At 60.2% G+C, this 23055-nt stretch carries 19 protein-coding genes; 15 read left to right on the plus strand and 4 right to left on the minus strand.

The window, feature by feature from the left end; translation table 11 throughout:
- The first annotated feature begins 117 nt into the window (after positions 1 to 117).
- Positions 118 to 3342, plus strand: coding sequence for an exodeoxyribonuclease V subunit gamma (gene recC, locus BN874_RS01665; RefSeq protein WP_034430436.1), 3225 nt, complete (start codon positions 118 to 120; stop codon positions 3340 to 3342).
- Positions 3343 to 3408: 66 nt separating this feature from the next.
- On the opposite strand, the gene acnB is transcribed toward recC, so the two are convergent.
- Positions 3409 to 5991 carry a bifunctional aconitate hydratase 2/2-methylisocitrate dehydratase gene (gene acnB, locus BN874_RS01670; protein ID WP_034430437.1) on the minus strand — a complete coding sequence of 861 codons (2583 nt, stop codon included), beginning with the start codon at positions 5989 to 5991 and terminating at the stop codon, positions 3409 to 3411.
- 304 nt (positions 5992 to 6295) lie between these two features.
- Between acnB and glyA the strand changes: the two genes are divergently transcribed.
- The 14 genes from glyA to BN874_RS01740 all read left to right on the plus strand — a co-directional run bounded on the left by glyA (position 6296) and on the right by BN874_RS01740 (position 19928).
- On the plus strand, positions 6296 to 7549 hold the full coding sequence (gene glyA, locus BN874_RS01675) for a serine hydroxymethyltransferase (RefSeq protein ID WP_034430438.1): 1254 nt from the start codon (positions 6296 to 6298) through the stop codon (positions 7547 to 7549).
- A 27-nt stretch (positions 7550 to 7576) separates the two neighbouring features.
- A complete protein-coding gene (nrdR, locus tag BN874_RS01680; RefSeq protein WP_034430439.1) occupies positions 7577 to 8050 on the plus strand; it encodes a transcriptional regulator NrdR in 474 nt (157 codons plus the stop codon).
- Complete coding sequence (gene ribD, locus BN874_RS01685; RefSeq protein WP_230314298.1) at positions 8050 to 9141, plus strand: bifunctional diaminohydroxyphosphoribosylaminopyrimidine deaminase/5-amino-6-(5-phosphoribosylamino)uracil reductase RibD; 1092 nt, start codon at positions 8050 to 8052, stop codon at positions 9139 to 9141. Before nrdR ends, ribD begins: the two co-directional genes overlap by 1 nt.
- A gap of 93 nt (positions 9142 to 9234) precedes the next feature.
- Positions 9235 to 9876 (plus strand): phosphoribosylanthranilate isomerase, encoded by a 642-nt coding sequence (locus BN874_RS01690; protein WP_034430441.1) that lies wholly within the window; start codon positions 9235 to 9237, stop codon positions 9874 to 9876.
- On the plus strand, positions 9869 to 11080 hold the full coding sequence (trpB, locus tag BN874_RS01695; RefSeq protein ID WP_034430442.1) for a tryptophan synthase subunit beta: 1212 nt from the start codon (positions 9869 to 9871) through the stop codon (positions 11078 to 11080). The genes BN874_RS01690 and trpB overlap by 8 nt, the downstream gene beginning before the upstream one ends.
- 13 nt (positions 11081 to 11093) lie before the next feature.
- The gene (gene trpA / locus BN874_RS01700; protein ID WP_034430443.1) at positions 11094 to 11900 is read left to right on the plus strand and encodes a tryptophan synthase subunit alpha; all 807 of its coding nucleotides are present in this window, start codon (positions 11094 to 11096) and stop codon (positions 11898 to 11900) included.
- A 77-nt stretch (positions 11901 to 11977) separates the two neighbouring features.
- Positions 11978 to 12430: a DUF29 domain-containing protein gene (locus BN874_RS01705; protein WP_034430444.1), complete on the plus strand. Its 453-nt coding sequence runs from the start codon at positions 11978 to 11980 to the stop codon at positions 12428 to 12430.
- Positions 12431 to 12525: 95 nt separating this feature from the next.
- Positions 12526 to 13392, plus strand: coding sequence for an acetyl-CoA carboxylase, carboxyltransferase subunit beta (gene accD, locus BN874_RS01710; protein WP_034430445.1), 867 nt, complete (start codon positions 12526 to 12528; stop codon positions 13390 to 13392).
- Positions 13376 to 14698, plus strand: a complete 1323-nt coding sequence (gene folC, locus BN874_RS01715; protein ID WP_081756065.1) for a bifunctional tetrahydrofolate synthase/dihydrofolate synthase — start codon at positions 13376 to 13378, stop codon at positions 14696 to 14698. The genes accD and folC overlap by 17 nt, the downstream gene beginning before the upstream one ends.
- Before the next feature lie 14 nt (positions 14699 to 14712).
- Entirely contained in the window at positions 14713 to 15816 is a 1104-nt protein-coding gene (locus tag BN874_RS25985; RefSeq protein WP_195912077.1) for a hypothetical protein, read from the plus strand.
- Between the two features lie 118 nt (positions 15817 to 15934).
- A complete protein-coding gene (locus tag BN874_RS01725; RefSeq protein WP_034430447.1) occupies positions 15935 to 16426 on the plus strand; it encodes a CvpA family protein in 492 nt (163 codons plus the stop codon).
- Between the two features lie 50 nt (positions 16427 to 16476).
- The gene (purF, locus tag BN874_RS01730; protein WP_034430449.1) at positions 16477 to 17988 is read left to right on the plus strand and encodes an amidophosphoribosyltransferase; all 1512 of its coding nucleotides are present in this window, start codon (positions 16477 to 16479) and stop codon (positions 17986 to 17988) included.
- 48 nt (positions 17989 to 18036) lie between these two features.
- Positions 18037 to 19233: an O-succinylhomoserine sulfhydrylase gene (locus tag BN874_RS01735; RefSeq protein WP_034430450.1), complete on the plus strand. Its 1197-nt coding sequence runs from the start codon at positions 18037 to 18039 to the stop codon at positions 19231 to 19233.
- Positions 19215 to 19928 (plus strand): HAD family hydrolase, encoded by a 714-nt coding sequence (locus BN874_RS01740; protein ID WP_051497301.1) that lies wholly within the window; start codon positions 19215 to 19217, stop codon positions 19926 to 19928. Before BN874_RS01735 ends, BN874_RS01740 begins: the two co-directional genes overlap by 19 nt.
- Before the next feature lie 13 nt (positions 19929 to 19941).
- On the opposite strand, the gene BN874_RS01745 is transcribed toward BN874_RS01740, so the two are convergent.
- The 3 genes from BN874_RS01745 to BN874_RS24930 all read right to left on the minus strand — a co-directional run bounded on the left by BN874_RS01745 (position 19942) and on the right by BN874_RS24930 (position 22996).
- Positions 19942 to 20679: an SDR family oxidoreductase gene (locus tag BN874_RS01745; RefSeq protein ID WP_034430451.1), complete on the minus strand. Its 738-nt coding sequence runs from the start codon at positions 20677 to 20679 to the stop codon at positions 19942 to 19944.
- A 200-nt stretch (positions 20680 to 20879) separates the two neighbouring features.
- On the minus strand, positions 20880 to 21527 hold the full coding sequence (locus tag BN874_RS01750) for a DUF3047 domain-containing protein (protein WP_034430453.1): 648 nt from the start codon (positions 21525 to 21527) through the stop codon (positions 20880 to 20882).
- Positions 21524 to 22996, minus strand: a complete 1473-nt coding sequence (locus BN874_RS24930; protein ID WP_051497302.1) for a hypothetical protein — start codon at positions 22994 to 22996, stop codon at positions 21524 to 21526. The genes BN874_RS01750 and BN874_RS24930 overlap by 4 nt, the downstream gene beginning before the upstream one ends.
- Positions 22997 to 23055 lie beyond the last annotated feature (59 nt).

Consider the following 23055-nt stretch of genomic DNA (forward strand, 5'->3'; position numbering starts at 1 on the left):
GTAAGCCTTTTTTTCGTGTAAGCACAGGGTAAGCAGTGGGCGCAAAATGCTTGATGCCCTCACAACGCCTGCACCGTTTCCACTGAAGGCGCAGCACCGATTCAGGACTAATTCGCTGTGTTTCATTGCCATCAAAGCAACCGCCTCGAAATCCTGGCCGATCACCTGGCCGAACTGCTGAATCAACCGCTGCGTTCGCCACTGGCGCGGGAGATCGTAGTAGCGCAAAGCAACGGCATGGCCCGTTGGCTGGCGTTGCGGCTGGCCGACCGGCTTGGGGTTTGCGCCAACCTCGGGTTCCAGTTCCCGGCGACCTTTCTTTGGGAAATGACGCGAGCCGTCTTGCGTCATCTGCCACCGACTTCGAGCTTCGATAAACCGGTGTTGAGTTGGCGGATCATGGCGTTGCTGCGGGAAGTGGATGAATCACCCCGCTTCGCGCCGGTGCGGGCTTGGCTCGGCGATGACCCCGATGATTTCCGCCGCTACCAACTGGCCTGCCGGATTGCCGACTGCTTCGATCAGTATCTGGTGTATCGCCCCGACTGGATTCAGCAATGGGAAGCGGGTGGCGAGGATCACTGGCAGGCGGAATTGTGGCGATGGTTGGCGCATGACGGCACGGCGCATCGGGTTCAGGTGCAGGAACAGTTCCACACCCTGCTGGCCAATGGCGATTTCGACCGCCGCCGCTTGCCGGAACGGGTCGCCATCATCGGCGTGGCCGCGTTGCCGCCGTTGGTTCTGGAAGTGCTGGCGGGGCTGGCGCGCTACGTTGAAATCCATTTGTTCATACTCAATCCCTGCCAGGAATACTGGGGCGACATTCAGGCCGAACGCGATCTGGCGCGCCTGGGTGAGGACACCAGCCCGGAGCAAGCCTACCTGACGGTCGGTAATCCGCTGCTGGCTTCGCTCGGCAAGCAGGGACGGGATTTTATTGACCTGCTGCAAAGCTATCCCCGTGCCGAGTGGGACGGATTCGCCGAACCGGAGGGCGCCGATCTACTGCATCGTCTGCAAAGCGACATCCTGCATTTGCGGGAGCGGGGCAGCGCTGAACATCCGCCGCTGCCGTTGCAACCCACCGACCGCTCCATTCAAATTCATGTCTGCCATGGGCCGATGCGCGAGGTCGAGGTGCTGCATGATCAACTGCTGGCCTTGTTTGAAAGCCAGCGGGATTTGCGTCCGTCCGATGTGATCGTGATGACGCCGGATATCGCCACTTATGGGCCACTGATTGATGCCGTATTCGACTCCGCACCGCGTGACCGGCGAATTCCGTTCGCAATAGCCGATCAGGGCCTCCATGCCGAGAATCCGTTGGTGGAAGTGTTCTTCGAGTTGCTGGATCTGGGTGGCGGGCGGTTCGACGCCAATCAGGTATTGAGCCTGCTGGAGTCGCCCGCAGTGCAACGCCGGTTCGATCTGGACGAGGCGGATTTGGAACGCATCCGCCGCTGGACGCGGGAGGTCGGTATTCGCTGGGGCAAGGATGCTGAGGCGAAAACCCAGTGGGAGTTACCAGCCACCGCCGGGCACACCTGGCGGGCCGGTCTGGATCGCCTGCTACTCGGTTACGCGCTGCCGGGGAACGGTCAGGATTTGTACGGCGGCATTCTGCCCTATGACGAGGTGGAGGGTGGTGAAGCACAGGTGCTGGGGCAGTTACAGAGCTTCACCGAGGTATTGTTCGGTCTGGATGCACGGTTGCAGGAACGCCGGACGCCGGCGGAGTGGGCGGAAAGTTTGCACACGGTGCTGGATCAATTCTTCGCGCCTCGCGAGCGTGAGGAAAACGAGCTTCATCTCATCCGCACGGCGTTGGAGACGCTACGAGCGAATGCGGATTTGGCGCATTTCACCGATCCGGTGGGGCTGGATGTAGTCAAATCGGTGCTGCGCAACCAGATGAACGCCGGCGAGAGCGTCGCAGGGCGGTTTTTGAGTGGCGGCGTGACCTTTTGCGCCATGGTGCCGATGCGCAGCATTCCATTTGAAATCGTAGGCCTGATCGGGATGAGCGACGATGCCTATCCGCGTTCGCACCGTCCGGTCGGTTTTGATTTGATGGCGAATTCATTCCGACGTGGCGACCGTTCCCGCCGGCAGGACGACCGTTATCTGTTTCTGGAGACCTTGCTCTCGGCCCGCCGCTGTTTGTATCTCAGCTATGTCGGCCAGAGCATCCGTGACAATACCACGCTGCCGCCCTCGGTGCTGGTGGGTGAACTGCTGGATACAGTGAATCGCGGTTTCCAGGGCGCCAACGGCGGCCCGGTCAGCGAGCAGATCATCGTGCGTCATCCTCTCCAGGCGTTCAGCCCTCGCTATTTTGTGGGAGATCAACGCTTATTCAGCTACTCGCGGGAACTGGCCGAGGCCAGCCGTCATGCCGGACGGGGCGAGCGCGAAGCCGCGTCCCTGTTGACCACCGAATTGCCGGAACCCGAAGCCACCTTGCGCATAGTGACGCTGGAGGGATTGCTGCGATTCTTTCGCAACCCGGCGCAATGGCTGTTGCGGGAGCGGCTTGGCATTCGGCCCGATGAGGGCGAAGAGGCGCTGGAAACCCGCGAACCCTTCATGCTGGACGGGCTGGCGAATCATGGCTTGTTGCAACGAATGCTGGAACTGCATCGGGAGGGGCGGGCGCCGGTGGAGATTCAGGCGGTGGCGCGGAGCAGTGGATCACTGCCGCACGGCCAAGTTGGTGAATGCGTGTTCATTGAGGCGCGGGAACGGGTGACGCGGTTTGCCGGGCGTTTGGGGCGGGTGTTGCCGCGCCAGGAACGGGAAGCGCTGGAGGTGGATTTAACCCTGGGTGAATTTCGGTTGACCGGACGGCTGACTGGAATGACCTTGACCGGTCGAGTTGGCTACCGGCTGGCGGCGATGAAAGCCAATGACTATCTCAATCTGTGGCTGTGCCATCTGGTGCTGAACAGCATGGCGCCGGAAGGCGTCGCGCTGCAAAGTCACTGGGTCGCCGAGGACAAGGACGTGATTCTGGAACCGGTTGAGAACCCGACGATGCTGTTGCGGGCGTTACTGGATCTGTACTGGCAGGGAACCCGACGCTTGCTGCATTTCTTTCCAAAAAGCGCACTGGCCTATGTCGAAAGGCTCCAACAGGGCAAAACCGGGGAAGAGGCGTTGCGAGCGGCGCGGTTGATATGGGAGGGCAACGATTTTCAATCCTTTCCGCCCGAATCCACCAATACCTATTATCAACTGGCGTTTCAGGACACCGATCCGCTGGATGCAGAATTTATGGACGTGGCCCAGATGGTTTTTATGCCGATTTTCGGCTGCATCCCGCAACACCCTGAAACCTGACCTAAAAAATCCCCGTGCGCTTTGCAGCTCACGGGGATTGCAGTTTAACAGCCGGTCTGGAGCAGTTTACGCCGCCAGCTTCACCGAATCGGCTAACTGCTGATATTCCGGCACCTGATCAAAGTTGAGATAGCGGTAAATCTCGCTGGCCTTGGTGGTGATGTCGCCCATGTACTGCATATATTCGTCAAAGGTCGGAATTTTGCCCAGCAAGGCGCAGACTGCCGCCAGTTCCGCCGAACTCAGGTACACATTGGCGCCCTTGCCCAGCCGGTTGGGGAAGTTGCGGGTCGAAGTGGACACCACCGTGGCGCCGTCGGCCACCCGCGCCTGATTGCCCATGCACAGCGAACAACCCGGCATTTCCATCCGCGCCCCGGACGCGCCGTAAATGGCGTAATAGCCTTCCTCGCTCAGCTGATGGGCGTCCATCTTGGTCGGCGGCGAAATCCACAGCCGGGTCGGGATGTTGGACTGGCCGGTCAGCACCTTGCCCGCCGCGCGGTAATGTCCAATGTTGGTCATGCACGAGCCAATGAACACTTCGTCAATCTTGTCCCCGGCGACGGCGGACAGCGGCTTGACATCATCGGGATCATTGGGGCAAGCCAGCAGCGGTTCCTTGATCGCGCTGATGTCAATTTCAATGATCTCGGCATATTCGGCGTCGGCGTCGGCCTCCATCAGCACCGGGTTTTTCAGCCACTCTTCCATGCCCTGAATCCGGCGCTGCATGGACTTAACGTCCTGATAACCGTTGGCAATCATCCACTTGAGCAGGGTGATATTGCTGTTCAGGTATTCAATGATCGGTTCTTTATTCAAGCGCACGGTGCAACCGGCGGCGGAGCGTTCGGCGGAAGCGTCGGACAATTCAAACGCCTGTTCAATCTTCAAATCCGGCAGACCTTCGATCTCCAGAATCCGCCCGGAGAAGGCGTTCTTCTTGCCTTCTTTCGCCACTGTTAGCAGGCCGGACTGAATCGCCGCATAGGGAATGGCGTTGACCAGATCGCGCAGGGTGATACCCGGCTGCATCGTGCCTTTGAACCGCACCAGCACCGATTCCGGCATATCCAGCGGCATCGAGCCGGTTGCCGCCGCGAACGCCACCAGCCCGGAACCGGCCGGGAAGCTGATGCCAATCGGGAAACGGGTGTGCGAATCGCCGCCGGTGCCGACCGTGTCGGGCAGCAGCATCCGGTTCAGCCAGCTATGGATGATGCCGTCACCGGGCCGCAGCGCCACCCCGCCCCGGCTGGAAATAAAATCGGGCAGATCGTGATGGGTCTGCACATCCACCGGCTTGGGATAGGCAGCGGTGTGGCAGAACGACTGCATCACCAGATCAGCAGAGAACCCCAGACAGGCGAGGTCTTTCAACTCGTCGCGGGTCATCGGCCCGGTGGTGTCCTGCGAGCCAACCGTGGTCATCTTCGGTTCGCAGTAAGTACCGGGGCGAATACCGACTACGCCACAGGCCTTGCCGACCATCTTCTGCGCCAACGTGAAGCCTTTGCTGGAAACCTGAGGGACCACCGGGCGGCGGAAAATAGCGGAAGGAGCGAGACCCATGACTTCCCGCGCCCAATCGGTCAGGCCGCGCCCGATAATCAGGTTAATGCGCCCGCCGGCCTGCACTTCGTCCAGCAGCACCTCGGATTTGTAGCTGAAGGTGGCGATGACTGCGCCGTTCTTCTCGATTTTGCCCGCATAGGGGTAAATGTCGATGACATCGCCCATCTGCATCTGGGTCACATCGCATTCAATCGGCAGCGCGCCCGCGTCTTCCTGGGTATTAAAGAAGATTGGCGCGATCTTGCCGCCCAGACAATAGCCGCCATAACGCTTGTTGGGCACGAAGGGAATGTCATCGCCGGTCCACCACAGCACCGAGTTGGTGGCGGATTTGCGGCTGGAACCGGTGCCGACCACATCGCCGACATAGGCGACCGGATGGCCCTTGGCTTTCAGCGTTTCAATCAGCTTCAGCGGGCCGATTTTGCCCGGCTCGTCCGGTTCGATACCGGGGCGGGCCATTTTCAGCATCGCCAGCCCGTGCAATGGAATATCGGGGCGACTCCAGGCATCGGGCGCGGGCGAGAGGTCATCGGTATTGGTTTCACCAGCGACCTTGAATACGGTGACGGTGACTTTTTCCGGCACTTTGTCACGCCGGGTAAACCATTCCGCCTCGGCCCAGGCTTGCATAACCTGTTTGGCGAAGGCATTGCCGGCGTCAGCTTTTTCCTTCACCCCGTGCTTGTAGTCAAACATCAGCAGGGTCACCGCCAGCGCCTTGGCCGCAGCGGGTGCGCATTCGGCATCATCCAGCAGATCAATCAGCGGTTGGATATTATAGCCGCCGAGCATGGTGCCCAGCAGTTCAGTGGCGCGTACTCGATTAAGCAGCGGCGAAATCGCCTCACCCTTGGCGACGGCGGTTAAAAAAGCAGCCTTGACGTAAGCCGCCTGGTCCACACCTGCGGGCACTCGATGAATAATGAGATTCAGCAGGAAATCTTCTTCGCCCTGGGGTGGATTTTTGAGCAATGCGACCAGATCGGCGGTTTGCTGCGCGGTCAGCGGCAGCGCCGGGATGCCTTGCGCAGTCCGTTCGGCGGCTTGTTGGCGGTAGTTTTCGAGCATGGAGAAACCCTTTTAAGGATGTGGACGTGGTGATGGCGGCTTTCCCGCAGTGCGCGGATAGGCGGTTGAAAATTATACCGACAATCATTCGCGACGGGGTAATTACACCGATAGGGCACGGCGATCGGTGCAAAATGGATTGCATTGCCGATGAACTTTGCAGCGACCGCGTCACCTACGATTGCTCTGGCAGCCGTTCCGCACGCGCCCCATCGTCAGCTTTTTGGAGTACAATTTTTTGCTTCCATGATTCGCCCGCTTTTTCATCCGAAGTAGCGGGCGCTCGCCTTTGCAGAGGTCGCAAATGTTCAGTCGAGAGATGCGGATTGCCGGGTTTGACAATGAGTTGTGGGCCGCCTTGCAGAGCGAGAAGCAGCGCCAGGAAGCCCACATCGAGCTGATTGCTTCGGAAAACTACGCCAGCCCGCGCGTGCTTGAAGCCCAGGGTTCGGTGCTGACCAACAAGTACGCCGAAGGTTATCCAGGCAAACGCTACTACGGCGGCTGCGAGTTCGTGGACATCGCCGAGCAACTGGCTATCGACCGCGCCAAGCAGTTGTTCAAGGCTGATTACGCCAATGTACAGCCGCATTCCGGCTCGCAGGCCAACGCCGCTGTTTACATGGCGCTGGTCGATCCGGGTGAAACCATCCTGGGCATGAGCCTGGCTCATGGCGGCCATCTCACCCATGGTGCCAAGGTCAATTTCTCTGGGCGACTGTATCGGGCGGTGCAATACGGCCTGAACGAAGCCACCGGTGAGATTGATTACGAACAGGTGGAACGGCTGGCGCTGGAATGCAAGCCCAAGATGATTGTCGCCGGCTTCTCGGCCTATTCGCGGGTCGTGGACTGGCCGCGATTTCGCACGATTGCTGATCAGGTTGGCGCCTATCTGTTCGTGGATATGGCGCACGTTGCCGGATTGGTGGCGGCAGGCGTCTATCCCAATCCGATCCCGGTTTCCGACGTAGTGACGACTACGACTCACAAGACCCTGCGCGGCCCGCGCGGCGGCCTGATCCTGGCCCGTTCCAATCCCGACATTGAAAAGAAGCTGAATTCGCTGGTATTTCCCGGCACTCAGGGCGGTCCGCTGATGCATGTGATCGCCGCCAAAGCGGTGGCCTTCAAGGAAGCGCAGGAGCCGGAATTCACTGACTATCAGCGGCAGGTGGTCGCCAACGCCCGCGCCATGGCCGGAGCCTTCATCGAACGTGACTATAAAATCGTCTCCGGCGGCACTGACAATCATTTGTTTCTGGTGGATTTGATTAACAAGGGTCTCACCGGCAAGGCTGCCGACGCCGCGCTGGGTCGCGCCCATATCACTGTCAATAAGAACGCTGTACCCAATGACCCGCAATCACCGTTCGTGACCAGCGGCGTTCGTATCGGCTCGCCGGCGATTACCACGCGCGGATTCAAGGAACGTGAGTGCCGGGAACTGACCGGCTGGATCTGCGACATCCTTGATGATCTGGCGAACGAGACGGTGATCGCCCGGGTACGTAGCCAGGTAGCTGAACTGTGCGCCCGGTTCCCGGTGTACGGTTAACCCTGCCTCATATCCGAGGCGGCGACGATGCATTGCCCGTTTTGCGGCGCACCCGACACCCGGGTTATTGACTCGCGTTTATCCGTTGAGGGTGACAAGGTGCGCCGTCGCCGCGAATGTCCACAGTGCAATGCCCGCTTCACCACTTACGAAATCGCGGAATTGGTGATTGCGCCGGTGCTGAAACGCGACGGTCGCCGTGAATCATTTCGGGAGGAAAAGCTGCGCACTGGCTTATTGCGGGCGCTGGAGAAACGTCCTGTTGGCGCCGAGCGGATCGAAGAAGCCATACTCCGCATCAAAAACCGTGCCCGCGCCAGCGGCGAGCGGGAGCTGAGCAGTCAGCGCATCGGCGAATGGGTCATGGATGAATTGCGCAATCTGGATCAGGTCGCCTATGTCCGCTTCGCCTCGGTCTATCGCAGTTTCCAGGACGTGAACGCCTTCCGCGAGGAAATCGAGCGACTGCAACAAGCGCCCGATGCAGCGGATGCCGGGTGATGTCCCCTGCTGATTACCGCTTCATGGCCCGTGCGCTGACACTGGCCCGGCGCGGTCTGTACAGCACTGATCCCAATCCACGGGTCGGTTGCGTCCTGGTCCGAGAGGGTGCAATTGTCGGGGAAGGCTGGCACCAACGCGCCGGCGAACCGCACGCTGAGGTCAACGCACTGAACGCCGCCGGGGCGCTGGCGGGTGGGGCGACCGTCTATGTCACGCTGGAACCCTGTTGCCATCATGGCCGTACTCCGCCCTGCACCGATGCACTGCTGAATGCCGGCATCTCCCGGCTGGTGGCGGCGATGCCCGATCCAAATCCGCAAGTGGCGGGTCGTGGCTTGGCAATTCTGCGAGATGCTGGCATCACGGTGGACTGTGGCCTGCTGGAAGCGGAGGCGCAGGCGCTGAATCCCGGCTTCATTCAGCGGATGACCATGAACCGGCCCTTTGTCCGCGTCAAGCTGGCGATGAGTTTGGACGGGCGCACCGCGCTGGCCTCGGGTGAAAGCCAGTGGATCACTGGCGAGGCTGCACGGCAGGATGTGCAACGATTACGGGCGCGCAGCTCGGCAATCCTGAGCGGCATCGGCACGGTACTCGCCGATGATCCCGCTCTCAACGTCCGCTTGCCCGCAGCAACTCGGCAACCGCTGCGGGTGATTCTCGACTCCGGGTTGCGTACCCCGCCAACTGCTCAGATTTTGCGACTACCCGGTTCGGTGCTGATCTTCACTGCGGTTGCCGACTCCGCAAGCCAAGCGCTGTTGCAAGCCGTGGGCGCGGAAATCATCGTGGTGCCGCGCACCGGACAGGGTTTGGATTTGCGCGCCGTTATGGCGGAACTCGCCCGCCGCGAGTGCAACGAAATCCATGTGGAATCCGGTCCAACGCTGGCGGGTGCGTTGTTGCAGGCAGGGCTAGTGGATGAGTTGGTGATTTATATAGCACCGCTACTATTAGGTGATAAGGCGCGGGGTCTGTTTCAGTTGCCGGAATTGGCCCGGATGAATGAGCGGACGGAATTGGAAATACTGGATATGCGAGCAGTGGGAAAGGATTGGCGGGTGATAACGAGATCTGTGAAAATTTAGGGATGACCGTCACCAATCCGCCCGGCGGCGACTCAGCATTTCTGGTAGTCTTTCCTTCCCGTTGGCTGTCCCTGCCCCTTGCCTACCCACCCCATGACTCCGATTTCCCGCACCCGCGTCAAAATCTGCGGCATCACCCGTCCCGATGATGGGGTGACTGCGGCCCGTCTCGGCGCCGATGCCATTGGACTGGTGTTCTATCCGCCCAGTCCCCGGTTTGTGAACCTGGACGCCGCACGGCAGATCGTCGCCGCCCTGCCACCCTTCATCACCGTCGTTGGCCTGTTCATGAACGCCGACCCGGCGGCAGTGCGGGCCATCCTGGCGCAAGTTCCGTTGCATCTGCTGCAATTCCACGGCGATGAGGAACCCGACGACTGCACCGCTTTCAATCTGCCGTATATTAAAGCGGTGCCGATGGGGGCGAATGCCGATATTCGGGACTACGAGCGGCGCTTCACCACCGCCACCGGACTGCTACTGGATAGCCACGGCGGCAACCAACCGGGTGGATCAGGGCAAGGCTTTGATTGGACGCGGATTCCGACTGAACGTAATCAGCCGCTAATCCTGGCTGGTGGTCTCCATCCCGGCAACGTCACGGCGGCGATCCAGCAAGTGCAGCCCTACGCGGTGGATGTCAGCAGCGGAGTAGAATCCGCCAAGGGCATTAAAGACGCTGAACGAATGCGCGCATTTCTACGAGGGGTGAACGAGGGTGACAGCGATGCATAACAAGGTAGATTTCAGCCAATTTCCCGATCAGCGCGGCCATTTTGGTCGTTACGGCGGGCGGTTCGTCGCCGAAACGCTGATGGAAGCGTTGCACGAACTGGACGAAGCCTGGCAGAACTATCGCAACGACCCCGAATTTCTGGCGGAACTGGATGCCGATTCGGCGCATTACGTCGGTCGTCCCACCCCGCTTTATCACGCTGAACATTGGAGTCAACGGTTGGGCGGCGCGCAGATCTACCTCAAGCGCGAAGACCTCAACCACACCGGCGCGCACAAGATCAACAACACCATCGGCCAAGCGCTACTGGCGAAACGGATGGGAAAAACCCGGCTGATCGCTGAAACCGGGGCCGGTCAGCATGGAGTGGCCTCGGCGACCGTCGCTGCCCGCCTCGGCATGGAATGTGTGGTCTATATGGGCGCCGAAGACATCCAGCGCCAGGCGTTGAACGTCTATCGGATGCGGCTGCTGGGCGCGACGGTTCAACCGGTCACCTCCGGCTCCCGCACCCTCAAGGATGCGCTCAACGAAGCTTTGCGCGATTGGGTCGCCAATGTTGATGACACCTTTTACATGATCGGCACGGTGGCCGGCCCGCATCCGTACCCGCTGATGGTGCGCGAGTTCCAGGCGGTGATCGGGCGCGAGGCGCGTGAACAGATGTTGACCGATTACGGCTGCCTGCCGGATGCGCTGGTCGCCTGCGTCGGCGGCGGCTCCAACGCTATCGGTCTGTTCCACCCGTTCCTGAACGATGCCGAAGTCGTGATGTATGGAGTTGAAGCCGCCGGTTCGGGTATCGAAACCGGTCATCACGCCGCCACCCTCTGCGCCGGTCGCCCCGGCGTGTTGCACGGTAACCGTACCTATCTGCTCAACGATGCCGACGGCCAAATCATTGAAACCCACTCGGTATCAGCGGGGCTGGATTATCCTGGGGTTGGGCCGGAACACGCTTGGCTGAAAGACATGGGCCGGGCGCACTACGTCGCGGTCACTGATGATGAAGCGCTGCGAGGCTTCCACGATCTGACCCGGATCGAGGGCATCATCCCGGCGCTGGAAAGCAGTCACGCCTTGGCCTATGTGACTAAACTGGCTCCAACGATGGGTCCCGACCAATCCATCGTGGTTAATCTCTCCGGGCGCGGCGACAAGGATATTTATACCGTTGCCCGGTTGGAAGGCATTCAACTTTAACGAGTTTCGCCGTATGAACCGCATTACCCGCCGTTTTCAGGAATTAAGCCGCACCGGCCGCAAGGCCCTGATTCCGTACATCACTGCCGGCGATCCGCGCCCGGAACTGACCGTACCGATGTTGCATACGCTGGTCGCAGCCGGCGCCGATATTATTGAACTGGGCGTCCCGTTCTCCGATCCGATGGCCGATGGCCCCGTCATCCAGAAAGCCTGCGAGCGGGCGTTGACTCACGGAATGTCGTTGCGAGGGGTGTTGAGCCTGGTGCGCGAGTTTCGCCAGACCGATAGCGAGACGCCGTTGGTGCTGATGGGCTATCTCAATCCTGTCGAGAGCCTGGGTTATGACGCTTTTGTCGCTGGCGCCCGTGATGCCGGGGTGGACGGAGTATTGACCGTGGACCTGCCGCCGGAGGAAGCCGCCGAGCTGGCCGAACCGCTCAAGGCCGCCGGGATCGCCACGATTTTCCTGCTGGCTCCCACCAGTTCCCGCGAGCGCATCTGCCATACCGCTGAACTGGCGCAAGGCTATCTCTACTACGTCTCGCTCAAGGGCGTGACCGGATCGGCGGCAATCAATGTCGCTGAGGTGGCCGAAAAACTGGCAATGATTCGCACCTGCACCGATTTACCGGTGGGCGTCGGTTTCGGCATCAAAGATCCGCCGACCGCTGCCGCTGTTGCCAAAGTCGCCGATGCGGTGGTGGTAGGTAGTACGCTGGTCGCCAAAATGGCCGAACTGGCGGATGATCCGGAGCGGATGCGCCACGAAGTCGCCCAGTTGGTCGCTGCCATGCGTCAGGCGATGGATCAAGCCTGAACGCCAGTTCCCGTAACTTAATCCGGCGTTGCCGGAATGGACTTCAGCGGCGGCAAGAGATTGAGAGACTATCAAGCATGACAACCGCAGAACCGGGCGTAGCAAACTATGACCACGACTTCTATCTGTGGACGCAACAGCAGGCCGACCTGCTTCGGCAACGGCAATTTAACCGGGTGGATTTGGATGTTGAGAATATCGCTGAAGAAATTGAGAGCATGGGACGCCGTGAAAAACATTCCATCCGAAGCTACCTATTTAATGTGATGATGCATCTGCTGAAATGGCAGTATCAGCCGGATCGGCGCGGAACCAGTTGGGAATTATCCATCCACAATGGGCGGGATCAAATCGCTTGGCAGATCAAAGATAGTCCAAGCTTACGCCCGCAGTTGTCGGCGTTCATTGATGATGTTTATCCAAGTGTCCGTCGGAACACTGCGGGTGAACCCGGCTTGTCGCAGGCAACCTTCCCTGAGCAATGTCCATTCACAGTTGAACAAATTATCAGTGATTATTGGCCGGAATAATCTCCACAGCTTCTTCTCAAGCGCGCCTGAGAGAAAGCCAAATAACTTTTCTCCCAGCGGGAGAGAAAATTTCCCATCTTGCAGGATACTCACTGATGAGCTGGTACGAAAAACTGGTTCCCTCGCGTATTCGCACCGACGGTCGCAACAAACACCAGATGCCCGAAGGGCTGTGGAGCAAGTGCGAAGAGTGCGGCGCGGTGCTGTACGGCGCCGAACTGGAGCGCAATCTACAGGTCTGCCCCAAGTGCAGCCACCACATGGCGCTGAGTGCGCGCACTCGCTTGCACCGTTTTCTCGATGAGCAGGACTGCGTGGAAATCGGTGACGATATCGAACCGATTGATTTTCTCCGGTTCAAGGACGGCAAGAAGTACAAAGACCGGCTGGTGCAGGCGCAGAAGACCAGCGACGAAAAGGATGCTCTCGTTGCCTTGCGCGGCCTGCTCAAGGGAATGCCGGTGGTGGCGGCGGCGTTTGAGTTCGGATTTATGGCGGGTTCAATGGGTTCGGTGGTCGGCGAACGCTTTGTTCGTGCAGCCCAAATCGCCCTGAACGAACACATTCCGTTCATCTGCTTTTCGGCCAGCGGCGGAGCGCGGATGCAGGAGGCGCTGGTCTCGCTGATGCAAATGGCCAAGACCAGCGCCGCGCTGGCCCGCTTGGCCGACCACGGCATCCCCTATATTTCGGTGATGACCCATCCCACCACCGGTGGGGTATCCGCCAGTCTGGCGATGCTGGGCGACATCAATATCGCGGAACCCAAGGCGCTGATTGGCTTCGCCGGGCCGAGGGTGATCGAGCAGACGGTGCGGGAAAAGCTGCCGGAAGGTTTTCAACGCAGTGAGTTTCTGCTGGAACATGGTGTGATCGACCTGATCGTGGATCGCCGCGAGCTGCGCGACCGGCTGGCGCTGCTGCTGGCGATGTTAACTGGCCGCGATGCGCTCGCGGCGTGAGGATGCAATGCGCTTTGCGACGCTGGATGACTGGCTGCGCTGGCAGGAAACCCTGCATCCCAAGGCTATCGATCTGAATTTGGATCGGGTGCGAACCGTACTGCGGCGGCTACGACCGGATCCGTGCGCGTATCCGGTGATCACCGTCGGTGGCACCAACGGCAAAGGCTCTTGTGTTGCGATGCTGGACGCTATTTTGCGCGCCGCCGGCTATCGGGTCGGTGCTTACACCTCGCCGCATTTGCTGCGCTATAACGAACGCATCCAGGTGAATGGCGTAGCGGCGAATGATGTCTCGCTGTGCCGGGCATTCGCCTGCATTGACGCAGCGCGTGGTGATCTTTCCCTGACCTACTTTGAGTTCGGGACGCTGGCGGCGCTGGAGCTGTTTGACGAGGCCGGGGTGGACGTCGCCGTACTGGAAGTTGGACTCGGCGGGCGGCTGGACGCGGTCAACATCGTGGACGCCGACGCGGCGCTGGTGGTCAGCATCGGCATCGATCATACCGACTGGCTGGGTACGGATCGCGACAGCATTGGCTACGAAAAAGCCGGCATTTATCGCCACGAACGATCAGCGATCTGCGCAGATCCCGATCCTCCGCACCGGCTGATCGAACACGCCCGCACCATCGGCGCACGATTGATCCAAGTGAACCACGATTACGCTTACTCCCGCGTCGGTAACCGGTGGCGCTGGTGTTCAGGCCCGTTGCAATTCAACGATCTGCCGCTGCCGGCGCTACAAGGCGAACATCAAATCGGCAACGCCGCCGCAGTATTAGCGACGTTAAACAGTGTGCGCGACTGTTTGCCGGTCACTGCTGAGGCCATCCATACCGGCTTGATGCAAGTCCAATTGCCGGGGCGATTTCAGATTATCCCCGGCCCGGTTGAGTGGATTCTCGATGTTGCTCATAATCCGCCCGCCGCTGCCGTTTTGGCCGCTCAGTTACGGTCGCGACCCTGTTTCGGACGAACCCACGCCATCGTCGGTCTGCTGGCCGACAAGGATGCCCAAGGCGTGATCGAGGCATTGGCTGGCGTGGTGGATGAATGGCGTCCGATCTCGCTCGCAGGAGCGCGTGGGCGCACCGGTGCTGAACTGGCCGTGCTATTAGGTTCAGCCGGAATTCAGGCGGTCGCCGCACACGATGATATCGCCAGCGCCTGCCAGGCTGCCGTGCAGGTCGCCTGCGCCGGTGACCGCATCGTTGTCCTCGGCTCGTTCCACACGGTGGCTCCGATACTGGCCACCCAGCCATGGCTGACTCCTTGCCCTCTGCCGCAATCACGGGAGACTTGATTTTGGAAAACCGTTTGACCCAACGCCTGGTCGGCGCCGCTGTTGTCGCGGCGCTGGCGGTCATTTTCGTGCCGGGACTGCTGAAACAGGGAGACAAGCGGCTGGTTACCCCGACTACGGTCAGTCCGCCGCCGGTGGGGCAACCGCCGCCTGCCTCCAATCCGCCGGCGCTGACCTTTTCCCAGCCCGCGCCGCCGGCTCCGGTCGAAATCCCACCGGCTGTTGCCCCTGCACCGGTCCAGCCGGATTCAGCATCGCTACCAGCGCCCGCTGTAACTGACGCGCCGCACCCACTACCCTCTCAGACTCCGACGGCTCCACCCTCAAATGACCCGGCCAAGGCCATACGCGAGGAAGCCGCCCGCGCTAAGGTGGCACAGGAAGCCAAGGCTAAAGCCGAGGAGGAACGCATCGCCGCCGCCAAGGCGCGATCAGAGGCCGATCACCGTGCAGCACAGGCTGAAGCGGCTAAAAAACGCGCCCGTGCCGAGGCAGTGCGCAGCGCTGCTGCCCGGGCGGAAGCCGGGCGACTGGAAGCCGCCCAAGCCGGATCCCGTCCGCTGGATTCGACGCACACGGCTGCTGATCAGGCCGAAACCCAGGCCGCGCAGGCCGAAAATAGCCGTGCTGCCAAAGCTGCTCTGGCCGAAGCCGCTCGGGCTGAGGCTGCTCGGAGAACGGCTCAGGCGGATGCTGCCCAGAAAACGGCGCAGGCCGAAACCGCCCGCCGCGAAGCGGTGCGCGCTGACGCCGCCCGTAAAGTGGCTCAAGCCGAAGCCGCCCGTACCACAGCAAAATCCGGGGAACCCACTCAAACCGGCGCGGCTCCCGCCCAACCCGGAAACAGCTTGCCCAAGATTCAACTGGTTTCTCGCGCCGAATCCACAGCACCCGCGCGATCCTCTACCCGGCCACCCACGGCGAATGCACCCTCTCAACCGCAACCTGCGCCGCCGGCATCGACACCGGCCAGTGGTGGTACCGTAGCGGGTAGCTATGCGCTACAGGAGAACGCCAATGCCCTGCGTGACTACTACCGCAGCCAGAATATTCGAGCCGCCATTGAGACGATCATGGTCAATGGCCGACCCATGTACCGGGTGCGAATTTGGCGGTGATCCTGCACCAATTCCTGCATTTTTCGCCGGGGTGCGATTCTGCTAAGATGCTTTTTCACAGACCATCAGCAGGCATCGCGGACATGGGCGCACGATTCAGAGCAGTACGCAGCAGCGCATGAACTGGGCGGACTACTTCATTCTCATCCTCATCACCCTGTCGGCGTTGATAGGTCTGTGGCGCGGGCTATTGCGCGAGGTCATCTCGCTGGCAACCTGGATCGCCGCCATCGCCATCGCGTTCCTGTTCGCTGAGGATGGCGCTGCACATCTGGCTCCCTACATCGAACTTCCATCGCTGCGGATCGCGGCGGCCTTCGGCGGCCTGTTCCTGACCACTCTGCTGCTGGGCGGACTGGTGGGCATCCTCGCCTCGTATCTGGTGGACTACACCGGTTTGACTGGCACTGACCGGGTGCTGGGCATGGTGTTTGGGCTGGCGCGGGGTGCCGCCATTATCGCTTTGCTGGTGCTGGCAGCGGGATTGACGCCCCTGCCCAAAGATCCGTGGTGGCAACAGGCAAAACTGTTGCCCCATTTTCAGCAAGGCGCGATCTGGCTGCGGGACTTCCTGCCGCCGGAACTGGCCCAGCACTTTCGCTTCCCTTGATACGTTTCCTATGACGGTCACGACCGTCCATTGTGATGGGTAAGAGCAGAATGTGCGGAATCATCGGTATTGCGGGGCGTGGTGCGGTCAATCAGAGTCTGTTCGACGGCCTGACCGTGTTGCAACATCGGGGACAGGACGCAGCGGGAATTGTGACCTGTGACCAGGGTCGCCTGTTTCTGCGCAAGGATAACGGTCTGGTCCGCGATGTGATCCGCACCCGCCACATGCGCAATCTGCACGGCAACATCGGTATCGGCCATGTCCGCTATCCCACTGCGGGCAGTGCTGATTCCGCCGAGGCCCAGCCGTTTTACGTCAACTCGCCGTTCGGCATCACCCTGGCGCACAACGGCAATTTGACCAATACCCCCCAGCTCAAGGATGAACTGTTCCGCGCCGATCTGCGCCACATCAACACTAATTCGGATTCGGAAATTCTGCTCAACGTATTCGCCCACGAGTTGCAACAGCGCAGCAAACTGGCGCTGGACGCCGAGGATATTTTTGCGGCAGTGGCGGCAGTGCATCGACGGGTGCGGGGTGCCTACGCAGCGGTCGTGCTTATCGTTGGCTTCGGACTAGTGGCGTTCCGTGATCCGCATGGCATCCGTCCGCTGGTGTTCGGGGGCCGCGAGACCGGAAGCGGCATGGAGTACATGGTGGCTTCGGAAAGCGTCGCCCTCGATGCGCTGGATTTCCGGCGGATTCGCGACGTAGCCCCCGGCGAGGCGGTGCTGTTCGATCTGGGAGGGCGGATACACACCCGCCAGTGTGCTGAAAATCCGCAGTATTCGCCGTGCATCTTCGAGTTCGTTTACCTAGCGCGGCCGGATTCAATCATGGATCAAGTGTCGGTACACAAGGCGCGGTTGCGGATGGGCGAATATCTGGCCGAGAAAATTCTGCGGGTGTGGCCGGATCAGGATATTGACGTGGTCATCCCGATTCCCGACACCAGCCGTACCGCTGCCCTGCAAATGGCCTCGATTCTGGGCATCAAATACCGGGAAGGTTTCATCAAGAACCGCTACATCGCCCGCACCTTCATTATGCCGGGGCAGAAAACCCGCAAGAAATCGGTGCGCCAGAAGCTGAATGCCATCGATCTGGAATTCCGGGGCAAAAATGTGCTGCTGGTGGACGACTCCATCGTGCGCGGCACCACCTCGGAAGAGATTATCCGCATGGCCCGCGAGGCCGGCGCCCGCAAGGTCTATTTCGCCTCCGCCGCGCCGCCGGTACGCTATCCCAACGTCTATGGGATTGACATGCCCGCCGCCCATGAACTGATCGCCCATGACCGTTCCGAGGCAGAAATTGCGCACGCTATCGGCGCCGATTATTTGATCTTTCAGGATCTGGCTGATTTGGAAGAGGCGGTGCGGCGTGGCAATGCTGCGCTCCAGCGCTTTGATGCCTCCTGTTTTACCGGCGACTATGTGACCGGCGATATTGACCAGGACTATTTGGACTGTCTGGCCCGCAATCGGACTGATGCCATCAAAAACGCCCGTGACAACGCCGACAACGCCATCCTCGATCTGCACAACCACGACTAAGCGCTATGCCGGCTTTTTGCTGGCGCTCTTGGCATGGAGACACCCGCCATGAATCCTTTTGACGATGTTGTCGAACCCGGTTTTGCCAGTCTGGCGGTACGCGCCGGCCAGACCCGCACTCACGAGGGCGAACACGCTGAGCCGATTTTCCTCACCTCCAGCTTCGTGTTCGCCAACGCTGCCGAAGCGGCTGCCCGCTTTAGCACCGCTACGGGCAATATCTATTCCCGGTTTACCAATCCGACGGTACGCATGTTTCAGGAACGGCTGGCGGCGCTGGAGGGCGGCGAATCCTGCATCGCTACCGGCTCCGGGATGGCGGCGATCCTGGCGACCTGCATGGCCTTGCTGAAGAGCGGCGATCACATTGTCTCGGCCAGCGCCGTATTCGGTACCACGATTTCCTTATTTAACCAGTACTTGAGCAAGTTTGGCATCACCGTCAGTTATGTGCAGCTCAGCGATCTCGCGGCCTGGGAAGCGGCGATTCGGCCAGAAACCCGGCTGTTTTATCTGGAAACGCCGTCCAATCCGCTGATGGAACTGGCCGATATTCAAGCACTGGCTGACCTGGCCCATGCCCACGATATTTTGCTGGTGGTAGACAACTGTTTCTGCACCCCGGCGCTGCAACAACCGTTCAAGCTGGGTGCGGATTTAGTCATTCACTCCGGCACCAAGTATCTGGACGGTCAGGGCCGCTGCGTCGGCGGCGCGGTGGTGGGCGATCACCAACGAGTGGGTACCGACATCTACGGTTTTCTGCGCACCGCCGGTCCCAGCCTGAGTCCGTTCAACGCCTGGGTTTTCCTCAAGGGGCTGGAAACCTTGCACCTGCGGATGCGCGCCCACAGTGAGGCGGCTTTGCAACTGGCGCAGTGGTTGGAAACGCAAGCGGCGGTGGAACGGGTTTACTATCCGGGCCTGCGCTCACACCCGCAGCACGAACTGGCAAAGCGGCAACAAAGCGGCTTCGGTGGCATCGTTTCCTTTGAGTTGCGTGGTGGCCAGCCCGCCGCCTGGTCCCTGATTGACGCCACCCGGTTAATCTCGATTACCGCCAATCTGGGCGACACCAAATCTACTATTACGCATCCTGCCACCACCACCCACGGTCGGCTGACTCCATCGGAGCGGGAACGCGCCGGTATTCGCGAGGGGTTGGTGCGGATTTCGGTGGGATTAGAGGACGTGGCGGATATTCAACGTGATTTGGAACACGGTTTATGCCGGTTGAACGGATGATGATCAAAGCCATCACTTTTGATCTGGATGACACGCTGTGGGATGTGTGGCCGGTGGTGATTCGGGCTGAACAGTTATTACACGACTGGCTGGCTGAGCGCTATCCCGGCATCCCGGAGCAGTTCACGCCACTGGATTTGCGCGAACTGTGCAGCGAGGTCGCCGACGTTCAACCCGATATTGCCCATGACCGTACCTTGCTGCGTAAGGAAGCCTTGCGCTGGGCAGCGGCACGGGTTGGTTATACCGCGTTCGACAGTGATGCGGCCTTCGCAGTATTTTTTGCCGCCCGCAATGCGGTGGAGTTGTTCGAAGACGTGCGGCCCACGCTGGAGCGACTGGCTCAACACTACACGCTGGCGTCATTGTCCAACGGCAATGCGGACCTGCGGATCATCGGTCTGGATAATCTGTTTGCGTTTTCAATCAATGCGATTGAGGTGGGATCGGCCAAGCCAGAACCGCTGATGTTCGAGACCGCCCGCCGCCGGTTAGGGCTGTGGCCCACTGAGATCATCCATGTTGGCGATGATCCGATCCACGATGTGCAGGGCGGTCGGGACGCCGGCTTTGGTACCGTATGGGTGAACCGCAGCCGTCAGGAGTGGCCGGGCGGCGCCAGAGCGGATGCGGAGATTGGCAATCTGGCAGAATTGGAAGGGGTGCTGGCGGATTGGAAAAGCCACTCCGCCTGAAACGGGTGAGCGGCTACCACGGAATGGGCTTGCCGTCGCGGAAGAAGCCGCCGTTCGGCCCATCGTCCGGCAGCATGGCCGCCCAGACAATGCCGAAAGTACCTTGTTCCACGCTGCGTTCAGCGTTAGGTCCACCGATGTCGGTGCGTACCCAGCCAGGGCAAACCGAGTTAACCAGGATGTTATAGCCCTGGGTTTCCGCCGCCAGAATGCGGGTCAACGCATTCAGTGCCGTCTTGGAAATCCGGTAGGCTGGTGATCGGCCTTCCATCTCGCTCAACTGGCCCATGCCGCTGGAAACATTGACAATGCGGCCATAGTGCTGTTGTTTCATCAGCGGCACCAATTCCTGCGCCAGCAGCAGTGGACCGTACAGATTGGTTTTTAGCGTCGCGGTCAAGGTGTCCAGGCTGGCGGTGAGGACGCTGGTGATGCCCACGTCCTCGGTGCCGTGACTGTCGAGAAACACGCCAGCATTATTGACCAGGATATCTACCCGACCGCAGCGGCTATGAATGAACGCCCCCAGATCCGCCACGCTGCTTTCCAAGGCCACATCCAGCGGCTGAAACAGGACATCCAGTCCCTCAGCCAGCAGCTTCTCCAACGCCATTTCGCCCTTACCAGGGTTGCGGCTGGTGAGGATCACCCGGAGGTCGCGCTTGGCCAGTTGCCGAGCCGTTTCCAACCCTAATCCACGGTTGGCGCCCGTGACCACCGCGACCGGTTTGCTGCTTTTTCCACTCAACATGATCTTGCTCCCCTCCGGTCATCGCCGCCGTTATTGCCACGGCCTCAGTGATTAACCGTGTGTTGTTTTATTCATACTAAATAGTAGCATCATAGCTACAAAAAACAAAACTCTTCGATGTGGTTGCATAGAACTACACCCGAAATCCCAACGCGGTACGGCACATCGTGGAGAGGAGTCAGAATTTTTTATGTCGGGAATCATTGCACCGTGAAATAAATATCGCCGTACCAAGCCGTGGCGTTCTGGCCGCTATTGTCGGTATCGGTCATTAACGCGACCGCATCAATTTGATGAATGTCCTCACCGAACAATTGCTGGAAATCAGCGCGGATATTGCGCTTTTCACTCACCCATCTGCTGGCGTCTTTCATCCCCGAACGTAACGCCATCACCCGGGCGTTGCCAGTGAACGCATTGTTCCAGGTAGCACCCACCGCCTGATTGCTGGACCAGACATAAATCAGTGAGCGCGTTTTCCAAAACGCCGCGCCGCCCGATACTACGACGTAAACCCGGGCTGGATAGTCATCGCCTGCTTTGCTGCGCTCATCCACCCCGCTCAATACCCGATCCACTCGCCACGACCAGTTAAGCCAGGGGGTGCGGTTCAAATCCACCGGAATTTCTCGATAGAGTCCTGAAGCCGTACCCTGACTCTCGGCGAATAGAACCCGCCGACCGTCCTGTGCCATCAAGCGATAGCGGGTTTCACCCTGAAAGGATTTGGTTTGCCAGTCGTTCAGGTCACCGGCGGAAAACCGTCCGATCATTAATTCCTCGTTCGCTGCAACCACTAAGGTCGAAACCGCCAATAGCCCCGCGCCCAGCATTATTCTGAATCTCATGGTTCCTCCTGCGTCGGTTGAAACAGCCGATCCAGTAAATCGGCGTCGTCGAAATGCCGTCGGCCCACAAAAGCAATGGCATGGCGTCCACGCTCGCGCATCGCGCCGGCTGAGAGTACGCCCATCGGCCATAACCACCAGCGCTCGGCCCGTTCGCTGCCTGCGACTAATCCGTCCGGCCCGAACAAGCTGCGTGGAGCACCGTTTTCCACTGGAACGGTATAAAGCGCGGTGTAATCGCGCCCGTCCAGCGCTATCGTCTCACCGGGCCGGTCGGCATAAATCCGTTGCAAAGCGTGACTGCCGGCGGACAGCCGAAGGATCAGCCGTTCACCATGGCCGAGAGTAGGCGCCGGTTGCGGCGCCAGCGGCGGTTCGGCCCATTGCGCCGTTTCCGGTTGCAGTCGCAGCGCCGGGCTGGGAAAAAGCTGGTGATAACAGCCGCAGGCGTGGATGCTGTCGTACAGCAGCGCTTGGCCTGATCGATCCAGCGTTACCCGCCATAAAACACCATCCAGCGGCCCGCCCAGCAGGTCGAACGCACCGGTTCGTGGCCGGGCGGCGAACCAGATGAGATAGTTGAGTTGCAGCAACGGCTCGCCTCGCCAACGAGCATAAGAGACATAGCGATAGACCGTCGGATCGGCGGGATTGACCGTTGGGATGCCATCCACCCGCCAGTAGGGAGTACCGGGTCGGTCGGCATCGGTGGCGACATCGATCTCCCAGAGGGGAGCATGAGCCGTGAACAGCGCTTCAATCTGGGCCGGCGTTGGTTCGGGAACGTTGAGCGCGTCGCGGGCAATGTCGGCCGGATTCATCGGAACCGGCAGCGCGGGGTCCAGCCCAAACCGGCGCAACGCACCTTGCACCGGCAAGGTCGCCAGCGGTTGAGCGAACAGCGCCCGAGTTTCCTCCTGAGCGCGGTAAATACCGAAATCCACCGGCAGCGCAGTCAACGGATACAGCCCCAGTACCTGATGCACCGTGTGGTAATCGTCCGCAACCTGCGCCCGTTGCCGGATCAGCGCGAGTCGTTCGGCATCAGCCAGATCAATGATTCGCAGTGTGGTGGCGCAGCGTTCCAGAACAGCGGGAACCTCGCTAGTCGGCGCATGACGGCGATTGAGCGGGGTTTGAACCGAATCCGGCAACGAATCCCATTCGATCCGCCGGGCTTCTCGATCCAGTCCATTCAGGCGCGCCAGCCAGGCCGCAGTTTCAGCAGGATTCAGCGCCTGCTCGCGGTAACTGCTCAAAAACCGGTCCACCCGCAGATAGGGAAAATCAGGAATCCGGGCCGACGAGGAGGGTGTGACGCCATGCTCGACCATGACTGCATCCAAGGCAGCATACAGTTCCAGACAGTGGTCGGCGGCGGGATTATGAAGCAGTCGAGGCGGATTCACAGCGCACGCAACAAGCAGGACTGCCCACGGCAAAATCGCCAGCTCGCGTCTCAGTCTCATCCCGTGTATCTCCATTTTCATGGCCTGCTTTTTCAGGGACTCCGCATTGGTTCGGGTGT

Source organism: Candidatus Contendobacter odensis Run_B_J11, from assembly GCF_000531125.1.
In the GTDB taxonomy this organism is placed as follows: Bacteria; Pseudomonadota; Gammaproteobacteria; order Competibacterales; family Competibacteraceae; genus Contendibacter; species Contendibacter odensensis.

Coding starts and splice junctions, on each gene's coding strand:
- acnB (WP_034430437.1), bottom strand. CDS start 5,991: ATGCTCGAAAACTACCGCCAACAAGCCGCCGAACGGACTGCGCAAGGC.
- glyA (WP_034430438.1), top strand. CDS start 6,296: ATGTTCAGTCGAGAGATGCGGATTGCCGGGTTTGACAATGAGTTGTGG.
- nrdR (WP_034430439.1), top strand. CDS start 7,577: ATGCATTGCCCGTTTTGCGGCGCACCCGACACCCGGGTTATTGACTCG.
- ribD (WP_230314298.1), top strand. CDS start 8,050: ATGTCCCCTGCTGATTACCGCTTCATGGCCCGTGCGCTGACACTGGCC.
- BN874_RS01690 (WP_034430441.1), top strand. CDS start 9,235: ATGACTCCGATTTCCCGCACCCGCGTCAAAATCTGCGGCATCACCCGT.
- trpB (WP_034430442.1), top strand. CDS start 9,869: ATGCATAACAAGGTAGATTTCAGCCAATTTCCCGATCAGCGCGGCCAT.
- trpA (WP_034430443.1), top strand. CDS start 11,094: ATGAACCGCATTACCCGCCGTTTTCAGGAATTAAGCCGCACCGGCCGC.
- BN874_RS01705 (WP_034430444.1), top strand. CDS start 11,978: ATGACAACCGCAGAACCGGGCGTAGCAAACTATGACCACGACTTCTAT.
- accD (WP_034430445.1), top strand. CDS start 12,526: ATGAGCTGGTACGAAAAACTGGTTCCCTCGCGTATTCGCACCGACGGT.
- folC (WP_081756065.1), top strand. CDS start 13,376: ATGCGCTCGCGGCGTGAGGATGCAATGCGCTTTGCGACGCTGGATGAC.
- BN874_RS01725 (WP_034430447.1), top strand. CDS start 15,935: ATGAACTGGGCGGACTACTTCATTCTCATCCTCATCACCCTGTCGGCG.
- purF (WP_034430449.1), top strand. CDS start 16,477: ATGTGCGGAATCATCGGTATTGCGGGGCGTGGTGCGGTCAATCAGAGT.
- BN874_RS01735 (WP_034430450.1), top strand. CDS start 18,037: ATGAATCCTTTTGACGATGTTGTCGAACCCGGTTTTGCCAGTCTGGCG.
- BN874_RS01740 (WP_051497301.1), top strand. CDS start 19,215: ATGCCGGTTGAACGGATGATGATCAAAGCCATCACTTTTGATCTGGAT.
- BN874_RS01745 (WP_034430451.1), bottom strand. CDS start 20,679: ATGTTGAGTGGAAAAAGCAGCAAACCGGTCGCGGTGGTCACGGGCGCC.
- BN874_RS01750 (WP_034430453.1), bottom strand. CDS start 21,527: ATGAGATTCAGAATAATGCTGGGCGCGGGGCTATTGGCGGTTTCGACC.
- BN874_RS24930 (WP_051497302.1), bottom strand. CDS start 22,996: ATGAGACTGAGACGCGAGCTGGCGATTTTGCCGTGGGCAGTCCTGCTT.